Source organism: Streptomyces malaysiensis subsp. malaysiensis, from assembly GCF_040653035.1.
Lineage (GTDB): Bacteria > Actinomycetota > Actinomycetes > Streptomycetales > Streptomycetaceae > Streptomyces > Streptomyces malaysiensis.
Genome location: NZ_JBEZNG010000015.1, coordinates 194,871 through 210,150 on the forward strand (window position 1 = coordinate 194,871; position 15,280 = coordinate 210,150).

General features: G+C 71.4%; 15 protein-coding genes and 2 pseudogenes. 7 read left to right on the top strand and 10 right to left on the bottom strand.

Annotation, left to right across the window (positions count from 1 at the left end):
* The first annotated feature begins 34 nt into the window (after positions 1-34).
* Together AB0E24_RS27545 and AB0E24_RS27550 are read left to right on the top strand one after the other, a co-directional pair.
* Entirely contained in the window at positions 35-784 is a 750-nt protein-coding gene (locus AB0E24_RS27545) for a creatininase family protein (protein ID WP_069868987.1), read from the top strand.
* Positions 784-1,419, top strand: a pseudogene (locus AB0E24_RS27550) (RibD family protein); the annotation flags it as partial. The gene AB0E24_RS27545 and the pseudogene AB0E24_RS27550, both read left to right, overlap by 1 nt.
* Before the next feature lie 279 nt (positions 1,420-1,698).
* On the opposite strand, the pseudogene AB0E24_RS27555 reads toward AB0E24_RS27550, so the two are convergent.
* The 5 genes and pseudogenes from AB0E24_RS27555 to AB0E24_RS27575 form a co-directional block, all read right to left on the bottom strand.
* Positions 1,699-2,553: pseudogene (locus tag AB0E24_RS27555) on the bottom strand (lysylphosphatidylglycerol synthase transmembrane domain-containing protein); the annotation flags it as partial.
* Positions 2,550-3,386, bottom strand: coding sequence for a class I SAM-dependent methyltransferase (locus AB0E24_RS27560; protein WP_100807715.1), 837 nt, complete (start codon positions 3,384-3,386; stop codon positions 2,550-2,552). The pseudogene AB0E24_RS27555 and the gene AB0E24_RS27560, both read right to left, overlap by 4 nt.
* Positions 3,383-4,489, bottom strand: a complete 1,107-nt coding sequence (locus tag AB0E24_RS27565) for a glycosyltransferase family 4 protein (RefSeq protein WP_069868990.1) — start codon at positions 4,487-4,489, stop codon at positions 3,383-3,385. The genes AB0E24_RS27560 and AB0E24_RS27565 overlap by 4 nt, the downstream gene beginning before the upstream one ends.
* Positions 4,486-4,884 (bottom strand): 6-pyruvoyl trahydropterin synthase family protein, encoded by a 399-nt coding sequence (locus tag AB0E24_RS27570; RefSeq protein WP_069868991.1) that lies wholly within the window; start codon positions 4,882-4,884, stop codon positions 4,486-4,488. The genes AB0E24_RS27565 and AB0E24_RS27570 overlap by 4 nt, the downstream gene beginning before the upstream one ends.
* Before the next feature lie 78 nt (positions 4,885-4,962).
* Positions 4,963-5,961 carry a zinc-dependent alcohol dehydrogenase gene (locus tag AB0E24_RS27575; RefSeq protein WP_069868992.1) on the bottom strand — a complete coding sequence of 333 codons (999 nt, stop codon included), beginning with the start codon at positions 5,959-5,961 and terminating at the stop codon, positions 4,963-4,965.
* 118 nt (positions 5,962-6,079) lie between these two features.
* Here AB0E24_RS27575 and AB0E24_RS27580 point away from each other — a divergent pair, with 118 nt between their 5' ends.
* Positions 6,080-6,805 (top strand): CDP-alcohol phosphatidyltransferase family protein, encoded by a 726-nt coding sequence (locus AB0E24_RS27580; RefSeq protein ID WP_100807717.1) that lies wholly within the window; start codon positions 6,080-6,082, stop codon positions 6,803-6,805.
* A gap of 52 nt (positions 6,806-6,857) precedes the next feature.
* On the opposite strand, the gene AB0E24_RS27585 is transcribed toward AB0E24_RS27580, so the two are convergent.
* Positions 6,858-7,565: an SDR family NAD(P)-dependent oxidoreductase gene (locus AB0E24_RS27585; protein ID WP_359380908.1), complete on the bottom strand. Its 708-nt coding sequence runs from the start codon at positions 7,563-7,565 to the stop codon at positions 6,858-6,860.
* Between the two features lie 102 nt (positions 7,566-7,667).
* On the opposite strand from AB0E24_RS27585, the gene AB0E24_RS27590 reads away from it, so the two are divergent.
* From AB0E24_RS27590 to AB0E24_RS27605, 4 genes are all read left to right on the top strand, one after another.
* Positions 7,668-8,507, top strand: coding sequence for a helix-turn-helix transcriptional regulator (locus AB0E24_RS27590; RefSeq protein ID WP_069868995.1), 840 nt, complete (start codon positions 7,668-7,670; stop codon positions 8,505-8,507).
* A 177-nt stretch (positions 8,508-8,684) separates the two neighbouring features.
* Positions 8,685-8,843, top strand: a complete 159-nt coding sequence (locus AB0E24_RS27595; RefSeq protein ID WP_167459901.1) for a hypothetical protein — start codon at positions 8,685-8,687, stop codon at positions 8,841-8,843.
* The gene (locus AB0E24_RS27600) at positions 8,840-9,388 is read left to right on the top strand and encodes a sigma-70 family RNA polymerase sigma factor (RefSeq protein ID WP_079153401.1); all 549 of its coding nucleotides are present in this window, start codon (positions 8,840-8,842) and stop codon (positions 9,386-9,388) included. Before AB0E24_RS27595 ends, AB0E24_RS27600 begins: the two co-directional genes overlap by 4 nt.
* On the top strand, positions 9,385-10,182 hold the full coding sequence (locus AB0E24_RS27605; RefSeq protein ID WP_069868996.1) for a hypothetical protein: 798 nt from the start codon (positions 9,385-9,387) through the stop codon (positions 10,180-10,182). Before AB0E24_RS27600 ends, AB0E24_RS27605 begins: the two co-directional genes overlap by 4 nt.
* A 334-nt stretch (positions 10,183-10,516) precedes the next feature.
* Here AB0E24_RS27605 and AB0E24_RS27610 read toward each other — a convergent pair whose 3' ends face one another.
* Genes AB0E24_RS27610 through kdpF form a run of 4 tightly spaced genes read right to left on the bottom strand, consistent with a single transcriptional unit; the run spans position 10,517 to position 15,085 of the window.
* Entirely contained in the window at positions 10,517-11,185 is a 669-nt protein-coding gene (locus AB0E24_RS27610) for a potassium-transporting ATPase subunit C (RefSeq protein WP_359380914.1), read from the bottom strand.
* A 5-nt stretch (positions 11,186-11,190) separates the two neighbouring features.
* Positions 11,191-13,326, bottom strand: a complete 2,136-nt coding sequence (gene kdpB, locus AB0E24_RS27615) for a potassium-transporting ATPase subunit KdpB (RefSeq protein WP_359380917.1) — start codon at positions 13,324-13,326, stop codon at positions 11,191-11,193.
* Positions 13,326-14,987 carry a potassium-transporting ATPase subunit KdpA gene (kdpA, locus tag AB0E24_RS27620; protein WP_147968876.1) on the bottom strand — a complete coding sequence of 554 codons (1,662 nt, stop codon included), beginning with the start codon at positions 14,985-14,987 and terminating at the stop codon, positions 13,326-13,328. Before kdpA ends, kdpB begins: the two co-directional genes overlap by 1 nt.
* 8 nt (positions 14,988-14,995) lie before the next feature.
* A complete protein-coding gene (kdpF, locus tag AB0E24_RS27625) occupies positions 14,996-15,085 on the bottom strand; it encodes a K(+)-transporting ATPase subunit F (protein ID WP_010351568.1) in 90 nt (29 codons plus the stop codon).
* Positions 15,086-15,280: the final 195 nt, after the last annotated feature.

Sequence of the window (15,280 nt, forward strand, 5' to 3'; positions counted from 1 at the left end):
GCTGTCCGGCCGACACATGAAAGGTCCATGAGATATGAGTGGTTCGGGAACGCGCCCGCAGACCGGCAAGGTGTTGCCGACTCGGACGACGGAGGAAGTGCGGGCCGACGGGGCCGATGTCGCGGTTCTTCCGATAGGCAGCTTCGAACAGCACGGCGCATTTCTCCCGCTGGCCACCGACACGGTCATCGCCTGCACGATCGCGGACGAGATCGCCGCCGCGCACCCGGTGCTCCACCTGCCCCCGGTGACGATCTCCTGCTCCCATGAGCATGCGGCCTGGCCAGGGACGGTCTCCCTGTCCGCGGCGACCCTCTACGCCGTGGTCCGCGATATCGCGGACTCGCTCAGGCGCTCGGGTGTACGCGGTCTGATTCTGGTGAACGGACACGGCGGAAATTACGTACTGCGCAACATCGTTCAGGAATCCGCCGCCACCGACTTCCGTATGGCGCTATTCCCTGGATCGGCGGACTGGGATGGTGCCAGGACACGCGCCGGAGTACGCACCCCGTCGAACACCGATATGCATGCGGGTGAACTGGAGACATCCATACTCCTGCATGCCCATCCGGAACTCGTACGGCCCGGTCATGAAACCTCCGACTGGATATCCGACGATCGGAAACATCTGCTCACCCTCGGTATGCCCGCCTATACGGAGTCCGGGGTCATCGGCCGCCCTTCCGAGGCGTCCGCGGACAAGGGAAAGGAACTTCTGGCCGGGCTCGTCGAATCCTTCGCCGAGTATCTTTCCCTGGTCGGTGCCGAGAAGGAGGCGTGATGACCTTTTTGGAGACGGAAGAGGCATGGGAGCGGCTGTGCCAGGTCCGGACCGAGGCGGCCGCCGAGGCCGCCGGTCTGGTCCGGGGCCCGGACGGCCGACGGCGGTGGAGCGAGGCCGCCTCGCCGGAGGCCCGGCTCCTGGCCGACCGTTACCTCCCACTGTGCCTCGCCGGGCCGCGGCTGACCATCGCTCAGCTCGGCCAGAGCCTGGACGGGTTCATCGCCACCCGCACCGGCGACGCCGACTACGTCACCGGCGAGGAGGACCGCCGCCATCTCCACCGGCTGCGCGCCCTCGCCGACGCGGTGCTCATCGGGGCCGGGACCGCCGTCGCGGACGACCCCCAGCTGACCGTCCGCGCCTGCGCGGGCAGCCACCCGGTGCGGGTCGTCCTCGATCCGCGCGGACGGGTGCCGCTCGACCGACGGGTGTTCACCGATGGCTCAGCTCCGACCCTGTGGGTGGTGGGCACCACCGGCGAGCGCCGGCCGGCGCCGCCGGACGGGGTGGAGGTGCTGACGCTCACGGACCCGGACGCCTTTGCCCCCCACCACCTGGTGCGGGCGCTCGCGCGGCGCGGGCTCGGCCGGATACTCGTCGAGGGCGGCGGGGTCACCGTGTCGCGCTTCCTGCACGCCGGGGCGCTGCACCGGCTCTACGTCACTGTGGCCCCGGTGCTGCTCGGCGACGGCATCCCCGGACTGCGCTTCGACGGGACGCCGGTCATGCGGGACGCGCTCCGACCGCCCGTGCGCCGTTCCGCCCTCGGCGAGGACACCCTCTTCGAACTCGACCTGTCGGCCCCGCAACCGGCCGCACCACTGGACGGCCAGCACCGCGAGACCCGGGAGGCTCGCGGCGAAGGTGAGCACACCGTAGACCACGGCCACGGTCAGCCCCTGGCCCGCGCCCAGGCCCGCGGCGCCGAAGGCCCAGGCGGTCACCCCCTCGCGGGGGCCCCAGCCGCCGACGTTCAGCGGCAGCGCCATGGCGATCAGGGCGAGCACCAGCAGGGGCACCAGCTCGGTCAGCGGAGCCTTTGACCCCGCGGCCCGCGCGGCGAGGACGAACGTGGTCAGATGCCCGGCCAGCACCACGACCGAGGCGACCACCACCCCCGGCCAGCTGCCCCGGGCCAGCAGCCCGCGGCGCGCCTCGGCCAGCGCGCCGCGGACCGCGCCCCGCCGCCGCGCGGCCACCGGCGCCGCGCGGTGAGCGCGGCGCCGGACGGCCCAGAACACCATGAGGAGCGCCGGCACGCATACGGCGGCCAGGACCGGCACCGACGCCATCCGGCCGCCCAGCCCGCCGATCAGCCGGTCCGCCCGGTCCAGCGCCAGGGAGGGGTGGGCCAGCAGGATCGCCACCCCCACGCCGATCAGCACCACCTGGCCCGCGACCCGTTCGAGCACCACCGCGCGCACACCCCGGCCGACATCCCCCGCGTCCCGCCCGTGCCGTACCGCGCGGTGCACATCGCCGAGGACCCCGCCGGGCAGCGCGGCGTTGAGGAACAGCGCGCGGTAGTAGTCGGCCACGGCCGGGCCCAGCGGCAGCCGGATCCGCAGGCCCCGCGCCACCAGACACCAGCGCCAGGCGCTGAAGACCGTGGTGAGCAGGCCGAGGCCGAGCGCCGCCAGCAGGGTGGGGCCGTCGATGGTGCGCAGGCCGTCCAGGAAGGCGCCGGTGCCCAGCCGCCACAGCAGCACCCCGAGGATGGCGACGCCCGCGGCCGCCCCGAGCCGGGCCCGCAGCGCGGCGGTCACGCGGCCGCCCCCATCGTGCCGGACGCGGGCAGCGCCAGCAGGTCCCGGTGGTGGACCACCACCCGCAGCGCGCCCGCCGTGGCCATCGCCAGCCGGCGGCGCAGATACGCCTCGGCGTGCCCGGCGAGGTCCGGCCGCTGCTCCACGGCCGCGCCCACCCAGCCGCGCAGCCACTCGGCCGTCAGCGCGGAGTGATCGGGGCCCAGCACCCAGGGGCTGGCCTGGGTCCGTACCGTCGCGCCGTGCCGGGTGAACGCCTCGGAGGCCACCGCCGTCGCGTCGGGGCCCACCAGGCCGCCGCGCCGCTGATGGGCGTCGAACGCCTCGGCGATCTCCGCGTCCAGCGGATCGGCCGGGGCGAGCTCGACCCGCCCCACCACGGACAGCGTCAGTAGCGCCGGGCACCGGGCCTCGGCGCAGGCCGCGGCGATCCGCTCCACCTCCTCCCGGGTGAGCACGTCCAGCAGCGCGGACGCCGTCACCAGCGAGGCGCCGTCCAGCGTGCTCGCGGTCAGCCGGGCGAGGTCGCCGCGTGCCGTCGCGACGGTGACACGGCTGCCGTCGGTGGTCGCCCGGGGCATCCGCACCGCCGCCCGGTCCAGCAGATCGGGGTCACGGTCGTGCAGGATCCACAGCTGCGGGCCGCCCAGCCGGGGCGCCAGCCAGCGCCCCATGGAGCCGGTGCCGCAGCCCAGGTCGTGGATGACCAGCGGCGGGTCGGACAGCCGGGGGCCGAGCGCCTCGAGGAGTTCGGCGGAGCGGGCCGCCGCGTCGGCGCCCTCCCGCAGCTCCAGCCAGTCGGGGGTGTAACGCGGTACGTCGGTCGTCTTCACGCGGCCCTCCGCGGTTCGTCCAGGAGTTGTTCCAGCGCACCGGCCAGATTGCGGGTGGTGTTCGCCCACCCGGCCAGCGCGGTGCGCCGCTCGTGCGCGGCGGCGGTCAGCCGGCGGCGCAACCCGGGGTCGCCCAGCCAGCGGCGCAGCGCCGCCGTGAGCGCCTCGGGGTCGTCCGGGTCGATGAGCATGCCAGGCACCCTGCCGTCGGGCGCCTGCCCGACCGCCTCCGGAACCCCGCCGACGGCCGTGGCCAGCACCGGGATCCCCCGGGCGAGCGCCTCGGTCACCGCCATGCCGTAGGTCTCGGCGTACGAGGCGAGCACCATCGCGTCGGCGGAGCCGTAACCGGCGTCCAGCTGGGCGCCGGTCCTCGCACCGAGCAGATGCACCCGGTCGGCCACGCCCAACTTCTCGATCGACTCCCGGAGCCGGTCGGCGTATTCCGGGTCCTGGTCCAGGGCCCCCACGCAGTCGCAGCTCCAGGGCAGATCACCGATCCGCGCGAGCGCCTCCACCAGCCGCAGCTGGCCCTTGCGCGGGGTCACCGAGGCCACGCACAGCAGCCGTGAGCCATCGTCGCCCGAGGCGGCGAGCGGGGCGATATCGGCGCCGGGCGCCGCCACATGGACCCGGTCCGGAACCAGCCCGTGCAGCTCCACCAGCCGCCCGGCCGCCCATGCGCTGGTGGCCACCACCGTCCGCGCCGAGCGCAGCGTCCGGCCCTCCAGCGCCCCCAGATCCGCGGCCCGGCCGGGGGCCAGACCCGTCTCGTCGCCCAGCGGCAGATGCACCAGCACCGCCAGCCGCAGCCGCTGGGCCTGCGGGACGACGATATAGGGGAGCGCACAGGCCACCAGCCCGTCGAGCAGGACGGCCGTGCCGTCCGGCAGCCCGCCCAGGATCCGGGCCAGCTCGGCGCGGGCTGCGGGGCCCGGCTGGGGCCAGTCGCCCGCCACCGCGTGCTCCTGCACCTCCCAGCCGGTGCCGGGCAGATCCCGGCAGACCCGCAGGTCGTAGACGTTGCCGCCGCTCGGCGCGGCCGGATCGGCCACGGTGCCGGGCATCACGATATGCACCGTGCGCGGTGCGGCCGGCCTCATAGGTCACGCTCGTAACTCGCCCAGGCCACATGCGACTCATGCAGGGTGACCGCGATCCCGGACAGCCCGCGGGCGCCCTCGCCCAGCGCACCGGAGCGCACCCGTTCGGCGAGGCGGTCGGCGATCACCTTGGCGAGGAACTCGGTGGAGGTGTTGACCCCCTTGAAATCGGGCTCGTCGTCGAGGTTGCGATAGCTGAGCGCACCGCACACCTCGCCCAGCTCACGGGTGGCGAGCCCGATGTCGACGACGATGTTGTCGCCGTCCAACTCGGCACGGCGGAAGGTGGCGTCCACGAGGAACGTCGCCCCGTGCAACCGCTGCGCGGGTCCGAAGACCTCGCCGCGAAAACTGTGAGCGATCATGATGTGATCGCGGACGGTGATGCTGAACAACGGATGACCCTCCAGATACGGCGCGTCGGGCCCTCGGCCGGGGCACGCCCTCTAGTACGGGCCTCGCGTTCCCCGTGTTCAGACCGATGACACGGCAGATTCGGCGCCGTAGCGTACCCGGTGGCACAGCCCGGGAATCTCGCCGGAAGCGAGCCTCGGCAGCACCTCGGGAAGCTCCTCGAAGGCGCATTCGCCGGTGACGAGGGCGTCGAAGGCGGGGTCGGCGAGCAGTTCGAGCGCCAGCGCCATCCGGTCGCCGTAACCGCGGCGGTTGCCCCGGGCGGGTGACACCGTCCCCACCTGGCTGCTGCGCACCGTCAGCCGCCGGGAGTGGAACGCCTCCCCCAGCGGCAGGCCGACCCGCCGGTCCCCGTACCAGCTCAGCTCCAGCACGGTGCCCTCCGGGGCGAGAAGCTCCAGCGAGCGGGCGAGCCCCCGTTCGGTGGCGCTGGCGTGCACGACCAGATCGAGGTCGCCCGCCGCCTCCTCCGGGAGCGCGAAGTCCACCCCGAGCGCCCGCGCGACCTCGGCGCGCGCCGGCTCGGCGTCCACCAGCTGCACCCGTACGGCGGGGAACCGGGACAGCACCGCCGCCACGGAGGCCCCCACCATCCCGGCTCCCACCACGGCGATCCGGTCGCCCAGGAGGGGCGCGGCGTCCCACGCGGCGTTCACCGCGGTCTCCACCGTGCCCGCCAGCACCGCGCGCTGGGCGGGCACGCCCTCCGGCACCGGGGTCACCGCGCTCGCCGGGACCACATAGCGGGTCTGATGCGGATACAGGCAGAAGACGGTGCGCCCCAGCAGGGACGACGGCCCCTCCTCGACCAGACCCACATTGAGATAGCCGTACTTGACCGGCCCGGGGAACGCGCCGTCCTGGAACGGCGCGCGCATCGCGATGTGCTGACTCTCCGGTACGCCACCGCGGAAGACCAGGGTCTCCGTACCGCGGCTCACCCCGGAGCACAGCGTGCGCACCACCACGTCCTTCGGCCCGGGGTCGGGCAGGGCCGTCTCCCGTATCTCACCGAGGCCGGGGGAGCGAAGCCAGAAGGCACGGGCGGTGCGCGTCATACGACGTTCTCCTGAGGGGCTGAACAATCGGGCGGTGGCTCACGTACCGATGACCATGAAGCCGCGAACACGGTACGCGGCACCCATTCACTCCGCCACACAGCCCGGAGGGTGCACGGTGGCCCTGAACAATCCCTACAACACGACGCCGTTGCGGAACGAGACGGCGGTGGGCGCGGCCGCCCAGCTGCTGTTGCTCGTCCTGCTCGGCACGGCGATCGACCTGGGGCCCGCGGGCTGGCTGACCGGCCTGGCCTTCGCGGTCGTCACCTGGGCGGTGCTCACCCGCGCCCTGTCGCGGTCCTGGCTCGCCTCCTTCGGCGCCGCCAACCGCGTCACCCTGGCGCGGGCCACGCTCGTCGGCGGTGTGACCGCGCTGGTCGCCGACTCCTTCGAGAGCCCGACGCCGGTCACCGCCCTGGTGGCCCTCACCGCGGTCGCGCTGATCCTGGACGCGGTCGACGGACAGGTGGCCCGCCGCACCGGCACCTCGTCCTCCCTGGGCGCGCGGTTCGACATGGAGGTCGACGCCGTCCTCATTCTGGTGCTCAGCATCTATGTGGCCACCTCGCTCGGCCCCTGGGTGCTGCTCATCGGCGCCATGCGCTACCTCTTCGTCGCCGCGGCACGGGTGCTGCCGTGGCTGAACGGCCAGCTCCCCCCGAGCACCGCCCGTAAGACGGTGGCGGCGCTCCAGGGCGTTCTGCTGCTGGTCGTCGGCGCCGATGTGCTGCCCTACCCGCTGGCCTTCGGCGCCGCGCTGCTCGCCCTGACCCTGCTGAGCTGGTCCTTCGCCCGCGACATCAGGTGGCTGTGGCGTACCCGGGACAGCAGGACCGGATGAGCGCGGCGGTGCCGACGAGCCCCCCGCTCCACCAGGGGAGGGTGCCCGCGCCCTACCAGGGGAGAGTGCCCTCGATGTCGACGTAGCTACCCGTCGGGCCGTCGGGGCCCACCTGCGCCATCCGGACGATGATCTCGGCGCCCTCCGCCACGGTCTGGTGGCCGGTGTGCGCGTTGAGGTCCGTCGCGGTGTAGCCGGGCTCGACGGCATTGATCCGCATCTCCGGGAACGCCTTCGCGTACTGCACGGTGACCATGTTGACCGTGGTCTTCGACGCCGGATAGGCGACCCCGGGGTAGGCGTAGGCGGGGTCGTCCGGGGTGGAGACCCGCTTCAGCGAGGCCAGACCGCTGCTGACGTTGACCACGACCGGGGCGGCGGACCGCCGCAGCAGCGGCAGGAAGGCATGGGTGACCCGCACCATGCCGAAGACGTTCGTCTCGAACACGGTCCGCATCATGTCGGCGGTGACCTCCGCGGCGCCGACCACCCCGCCGTCCGGCGTCCGCTCCTCGATACCGGCGTTGTTGATCAGTACATCCAGGCCGCCGTCGGCCTCGATGGCCTTCACGGCGGCGGCCACGGACGCGTCATCGGTGACATCGAGGACGACCGGCCGCGCCCCCAGCCGTTCGGCGGCCTGGCGGCCGCGGTCGGCGTCCCGGCTGCCCAGGTGGACGGTGTGTCCCGCGGCGATCAGGCGGCGGGCGGTCTCGAAGCCGAGACCCTTGTTGGCTCCGGTGATGAGTGTTGTCGTCATGTCTCCAGGCTCCGCCCGGAGGGTGCGGGCAGCCAGGTGCCCTGTCTTCCTGGGAACGCGAGTACCAGGTTCGTCCCCGGGCCGAGGTGCACACTGGTCACCATGGCGACCACGGAGTTCGGGCAGGCGGTACGGCGCTGGCGCGACCGGGTCCCCCCGGAGGCCGCCGGGCTGCCGGCCGGCGGGCAGCGGCGCGCGGCCGGGCTGCGCCGCGAGGAGCTGGCCATGCTGGCCGGGATCTCCGTCGACTACATCACCCGCCTCGAACAGGGCCGGGCCTCCCATCCCTCGACCCAGGTGGTCGAGGCCCTGGCCAGGGCGCTGCGGCTGTCGGGGGACGAGCGCGCCCACCTCTTCCGGCTGGCCGGGCTGGTGCCACCGGGCCCGGAGACCGTACCGGCGTACATCACCCCGAGCGTCCAGCGGCTGCTGGACCGGCTGACCGGAACTCCCGTCGCCGTGAGCGACGCGTCCTGGACGCTGCTGATGGCCAATCCGCCGTATGTGGCGCTGATGGGCGATCCGTCCCGATGGCGCGGCAACGAGCGCAATGGCGCGTGGCGGCACTTCGTCCGCCAGGTCGGCGGGGCCCGGCAGACGCATGAGGACCGGACCCGGTTCCAGGCCGCGCTGGTCGCCGATCTCCGTACGGCCGCCGCCCGCTACCCGGCCGATCAGCGGCTGCGGCGGCTGGTCGCGGAGCTGCGCGCGAACAGCGAGCGGTTCGCGCAGCTGTGGGACTCCGGCGCCGTCGGCCGCCACGAGGCATCGCGCAAGACCATCGACCATCCGCGGGTGGGTTCGCTGACCCTGGACTGCGATGTGCTCACCGTGGCGGGCAGCGATCTGCGGATCGTGGTCTACACCGCCGAGCCCGGCACCGAGGACGCCGAACGCCTCGCCCTGCTCACCGTGCTCGGCACCCAGACACTCACCGGTTAGCACCTATCTGTTTTTCATATTTGCGTAATTGGATCGCTGCGTTCCGTAAGATTTTAGGCTCATCCGATGCACGAACCGGCGTCCGTGCGCGCTATCTGAACAGAGAGCGCAACACGGCGCACTCGCGGGGCGTGTGGGGGCCACCCTCGTACGACGAACAGAAGGACAACAAGTCCGGTGAATCTTCAAACCGTGGCGAACGTCGTCACCGCCGTGCTCGTGGCACGGGTATTCGGCAGTGACGCCATCGCCCTCCTGCGCCGTGCGGCCGCGATGGGAGTCCGCGTCGGCGTATCGGAACTGCATCGCAGCAACCAGGAAGGAGGGGAGCGGTGACCAACGACTTCCCGCGCTCGCGCGAGACCACCTCGATGACCACCGGACTCCCCGCCGACTTCCGTGCCTTCCACCAACTCCACCGGAAGGCGTACATAGACCGAGCCATGGTCTACCTCGGCAACCACGCGGACGCCGAGGAAGCCGTCGACGCGGCCTTCGAGCAACTCCTGCGCTGCTGGCCCAAGGTCCTGACCATGGAGAACCCGGCCGCCTACGCCTGGAAGGTGATGAAGAACCGGGTCATCGACCTCGCCCGCGCCCGCAACCGGGGCCCCGCCCTGCTGGACAACGCGACCTTCGAGACCGCGATACTCAAGGACGCGGTCGATCCCATAGCCGTGCTCGAGGAGAGCCTGAACCTCTATCAGGCCATCAAGAAACTCCCCGAGCGCCAGCAGGACGTGGTCATCCTGCTCCACTGCCGCGGCTACAGCGTCGCCGAGACCGCCACCCACCTCGGCATCACCGAGGCCGGTGTCCGCTCCACCGCCCGCTACGCCCGCCGCCGTCTCCAGCAACTCCTGGCCAAGGAAGACCGATGACCTCACCCATTGACCACATCCTCGCCCGGGCCCTGCTCAACCCCACCCCTCCCATCGACTTCGAGGCCGCCGAGGCCCGGCTCGCCGCCCGCCACACCGACCCCGGCGGCGCCCCACCCCATGAGCGGCCCCCGCAACACCTCCGGGGGACGGCCGGGGCCGCCGAAGCCGCGGCGCCGGGCGCGGACGAACGGATGGCGCAGGACCTGCACACCCTGTGCGAGGCGATCATGGCCCGCCCCGACGCCCTGACCCAGCTGCGGGACTTCCTCACCCGGCGCATCCTCGAACCGCCCGGCTCCCGTGTCCTGGGGTGCGTCCTCCAGTTGGCCGGGCATGAGGACCACGCCCAGTTCTGGTGGCAGTTCGCCGCCGGTGCCGGGGACCCCGCCGCCGCGTACTGCCTCTACCTCCACCACATGGCGCTCGGCGAGGACGGCCAGGCGCACGCGTGGCTGGAGTGGTGGCATGAACAAGCGGGCAACGACATCCCGCCGGTCACCGACACCGTGGAGGACTGGGCCGCCACCGACCATGAGATGGCCGCGGCCCTGCGCATTCTGCACGGCCTGAAGAGAGGCCAGGAGGTGCCGCCCGCCACCACGGCGGTCATCCACTACGTCGCCCGGGCCGTCGACTTCATCGACGACCCCGATATCGACCTCCCCCTGCCCGAACCGGGGTTCGCCGACCGCATCGAGGACCTCACCACCACCAAGACGGCCACCGCCATGGCGCCCCCGGCCGACCGGGCCGTGCTGCCCGAGCGGCCGCGCAGCGGTTCCCCCGCCTGAGCGGATCGGCGGAATGCGGCTGCGGTTCGGTGGCGCCCCGCAGGGGCGCGGGGAACTGCGCGACCAGCCACGATGGCGCCGCGGACGATCGACGGCAGGTCAGGGCACTTCCAGCGGAGCGCTTAGCGGCCCGGGGCGCGTGGGGAGACGGGCACCGGCCCGAGGTCATCCCTCGAAGCGGTGCACTGTACCGGGCGGCGCCTCCTCGGCGCGGCGGACCGCCGCCCTCCGCTCGTCCATGCTGAAACGGCGGCACGGCGGCACGGCGGCGGGAGCCGGTGGCCGGAGGATGCCTCCGGCCACCGGCTCCCGTTCCTGGGGGCGCGCCACGCCATCAGCGCTCGGCGACGAGATCCTTGAGCGCGATGTTGAGCTCGAGGACGTTCACCCGCGGCTCCCCGATGAAGCCGGCCGTACGGCCCTCGGTCCTGTCCTCGACCAGCTTCTTCACCTGGGCGACGGGCAGCCCGTTCTTCACCGCGACCCGGTGCACCTGGATGTCCGCGTACCGCGGGGAGATGTCCGGGTCCAGACCGGAGCCGGAGGAGGTCACCGCGTCGGCGGGGACCTGGGACGGCTTGACGGTGTAGCCGGGCACCGAGTTGTTCTCGACGACCGCGGCCTTGGCGTCCTTGACCTGCTGGACGAGGTCCTCGCTGTCGGCGGCGAGGTTGGTGGCTCCGGACAGCAGCAGCGAGTACTGGGTGTTGAGGCTGTTGGTGCCCAGGCCGTTCGCCGGACGTCCCTGGAACCACTTCAGATCGGGATCCGGGGTCTCCTGACCCTTCTTCAGCGGCAGGTTGTACGGCTGCCCGATCAGCGAGGAGCCGACGACCTTGCCGTGCGCCTCGATCTCGGAGCCGTTCGCCTTGTCGTGGAACAGCCCCTGGGCGACGCCGGTGACCAGCAGCGGATAGATGACGCCCGTCACCAGGGTCAGCATCAGTAGGGCGCGCAGACCGGCCCCGAACAGCCGGACGGTGTTCGTGACGGAGTTGTTCATGGCGATCAGCCGATCCCGGGGATGAGGGAGATGAGCATGTCGATGATCTTGATGCCGATGAAGGGCGCTATCAGGCCGCCGAATCCGTAGATCCCGAGGTTGCGCCGCAGCATCTTGTCCGCGCTCATCGGCCGGTAGCGCACGCCCCTCAGGGCGAGCGGCACCAGCGCGATGATGATCAGCGCGTTGAAGACGACCGCGGACAGGATCGCCGAGTCCGGTGAGGACAGCTGCATGATGTTCAGCTTGTCCAGGCCCGGGTAGACCGCCGCGAACAGCGCCGGGATGATCGCGAAGTACTTCGCGACATCGTTGGCGATGGAGAAGGTGGTCAGCGCGCCACGGGTGATCAGCAACTGCTTGCCGATCTCCACGATCTCGATCAGCTTGGTCGGGTTGGAGTCGAGGTCGACCATGTTGCCGGCCTCCTTGGCGGCCGACGTACCGGTGTTCATCGCCACCCCGACGTCCGCCTGCGCAAGCGCCGGGGCGTCGTTGGTGCCGTCGCCGGTCATCGCCACCAGCTTGCCGCCCGCCTGCTCGCGCTTGATCAGGGCCATCTTGTCCTCGGGAGTGGCCTCGGCGAGGAAGTCGTCGACGCCCGCCTCATCGGCGATCGCCTTGGCCGTCAGCGGGTTGTCACCCGTGATCATGACGGTCTTGATGCCCATGCGGCGCAGCTCGTCGAACCGCTCCCGCATGCCCTCCTTGACGACGTCCTTGAGGTGGATGACGCCCAGGACCCGGGCCCCGTCGGCGTCCTCCACCGCCACCAGCAGCGGGGTGCCACCGGCCTCGGAGATCCGGTGGGCGATCCGGTCCGCGTCCTCGGCGACCGTACCGCCCCGCTCCCGGACCCAGGCGATGACCGAACCGGCCGCGCCCTTGCGGATCCTCCGCTCGCCCGCGTCCACACCCGACATCCGGGTCTGCGCGGTGAACTCGATCCACTCGGCGCCCACCAGTTCGCCCTGGTGGCGCTCGCGCAGCCGGTACTTCTCCTTCGCCAGGATCACGATGGACCGGCCCTCGGGGGTCTCGTCGGCCAGCGAGGACAGCTGGGCGGCGTCGGCCACCTCGGCCTCCGTGGTGCCGCGCACCGGCACGAACTCCGCCGCCTGCCGGTTGCCCAGCGTGATGGTGCCGGTCTTGTCCAGCAGCAGTGTGGAGACATCACCGGCGGCCTCGACCGCCCGGCCCGACATCGCCAGCACATTGCGCTGCACCAGCCGGTCCATGCCCGCGATGCCGATCGCCGACAGCAGCGCCCCGATCGTCGTCGGGATCAGACAGACCAGCAGCGCCACCAGCACCACCATGGTCAGTCGCGTACCGGAGTAGTCCGCGAACGGCGGCAGTGTGGCGCATGCGAGCAGGAACGCGGTCGTCAGCGAGGCGAGCAGGATGTTCAGCGCGATCTCGTTGGGCGTCTTCTGCCGCGCGGCGCCCTCGACCAGGCTGATCATCCGGTCGATGAAGGTCTCGCCCGGTTTGGTGGTGATCCTGATGACGATGCGGTCGGACAGCACCTTCGTACCGCCGGTCACGGCCGAACGGTCGCCGCCGGATTCGCGGATGACCGGCGCCGACTCACCGGTGATCGCCGACTCGTCGACCGAGGCGACGCCCTCGACCACATCGCCGTCACCGGGGATGACATCGCCGGCCTCGCAGACCACCAGGTCGCCGACGCGCAGTTCGGTGCCGGGGATCCGCTCCTCCGAGCCGTCCCCCCGCAGCCGGCGCGCGACCGTGTCGGTCTTGGCCTTGCGCAGGGTGTCGGCCTGCGCCTTGCCCCGGCCCTCGGCGACCGCCTCCGCCAGATTGGCGAAGATCACGGTCAGCCACAGCCAGGCGCTGATCGCCCAGCCGAACCAGTCGCCCGGGTCCTTGAAGGAGAAGGCGGTGGTCAGCACGGACCCGACCAGCACGACGAACATCACGGGCGACTTGACCATCACCCGCGGGTCCAGCTTGCGGAAGGCGTCCGGCAGCGACCTGAGCAGCTGCCCCGGATCGAAGAGGCCCGCCCCGACACGGTCCTCGGCCGAGGCGTGTCCGGTGGGAACGCCGTTGTGCGGCGCCTTGGTCCCAGTGGCAGTGGACATGGAGTCCTCGTGGTTTTCTGTGCGGGTGGTCATCACGCCAGCCCCTCGGCCAGCGGCCCCAGCGCCAGCGCCGGGAAGTACGTCAGACCGGTGATGATCAGGATCGCGCCCACCAACAGCCCCGTGAACAGCGGCTTTTCGGTGCGCAGAGTGCCCGCGGTGGCCGGGACCGGCTTCTGCTCGGCGAGCGAGCCCGCGAGCGCCAGGACGAAGACCATGGGCACGAAGCGGCCGAGCAGCATCGCGAGGCCGGTCGTGGTGTTGAACCAGTCGGTGTTCGCGTTCAGGCCCGCGAAGGCCGAGCCGTTGTTGTTCGAGGCCGAGGTGAAGGCGTACAGCACCTCGGAGAAGCCGTGCGCACCGGAGTTGAGCATCGAGTTCGGCGGCGTCGGCAGGGCCACCGAGGCGGCGGTGAAGATCAGGACCAGCGCCGGGGTGACCAGGATGTAGCAGGCCGCCAGCTTGATCTCACGGGAACCGATCTTCTTGCCCAGATACTCGGGTGTGCGACCGACCATCAGCCCGGCGATGAACACCGCGATGATCGCCATGATCAGCATGCCGTAGAGGCCGGAGCCCACACCACCGGGCGCGATCTCGCCCAGCATCATGCCGAGCATGGTGATACCGCCGCCCAGACCGGTGAAGGAGGAGTGGAAGGAGTCCACCGCTCCGGTCGAGGTGAGCGTGGTCGACACCGCGAAGAGCGCCGAGCCGCCGACCCCGAAGCGGGTCTCCTTGCCCTCCAGCGCGCCGCCCGCGGCCTGAAGGGCCGGGCCGTGGTGGGCGAACTCGGTCCACATCATCAGGGCCACGAAGCCGACCCAGATGGTGACCATGGTCGCCAGGATCGCGTAACCCTGTTTGACCGAGCCGACCATGACACCGAAGGCGCGGGTCATCGCCAGCGGGATGACCAGGATCAGGAAGATCTCGAAGAGGTTGGTGAACGGCGTCGGGTTCTCGAACGGGTGGGAGCTGTTGGCGTTGAAGTAGCCGCCGCCGTTGGTGCCCAGTTCCTTGATGGCCTCCTGCGAGGCCACGGCGCCGCCGTTCCACTGCTGCGAGCCGCCCATGAACTGGCCCACCTCGTGGATGCCGGAGAAGTTCTGGAGGGCGCCGCACGCCACCAGGACCACGGCGGCGACCGCCGCGATCGGCACCAGGACGCGGACCGTGCCACGCACCAGATCGGCCCAGAAGTTGCCGAGTTCACCGGTGCGCGAGCGCGCGAAGCCGCGCACCAGCGCCACCGCGACGGCGATGCCGACCGCGGCCGACACGAAGTTCTGCACGGCCAGACCGGCGGTCTGCACGACGTGGCCCATGGCCTGCTCGCCGTAGTACGACTGCCAGTTGGTGTTCGTCACGAAGGACGCGGCCGTGTCGAACGCCTGCGCGGGCTCGATCGAGGAGAACCCGAGTGAACCGGGCAGGCTGCCCTGCAACCGCTGGAGCAGGTACAGGAAGAGCACACCGGCCACCGAGAAGGCCAGCACCCCGCGCAGATACGAGACCCAGCGCATCTCGGTGTCGGGGTTGGCACCGATGCCCTTGTAGATCCACTTCTCCACGCGCCAGTGCTTGTCGGAGGAGTAGACCTTGGCCATGTAGTTGCCGAGGGGGACGTAGGCGAGCGCCAGCGCCCCTATGAGGGCGAGCAGCTGGAGCACGCCCGCGAGTACGGGACCCATATCCGATCTCAGAACCTCTCCGGGAAGATCAGGGCGAGGACGAGATAGCCCAGTAGGGCGACGGCCACGATGAGGCCGACGACGTTTTCGACGGTCACAGCTTTGTCACCCCTTTGGCGACAAAGGCCACCAGCGCGAAAACCGCGATCGTGGTGACGACGAAGGCCACATCGGCCATCGCGAGCTCCTGGAAAGAGGTCGGGGAGATCCGCGAACCGCGGATCGGAGGGATAACGGGTAGAAGAAAACCCCGACCTTTGACCGGATTCGAGCGTTGTTGACGGGTCCCATAC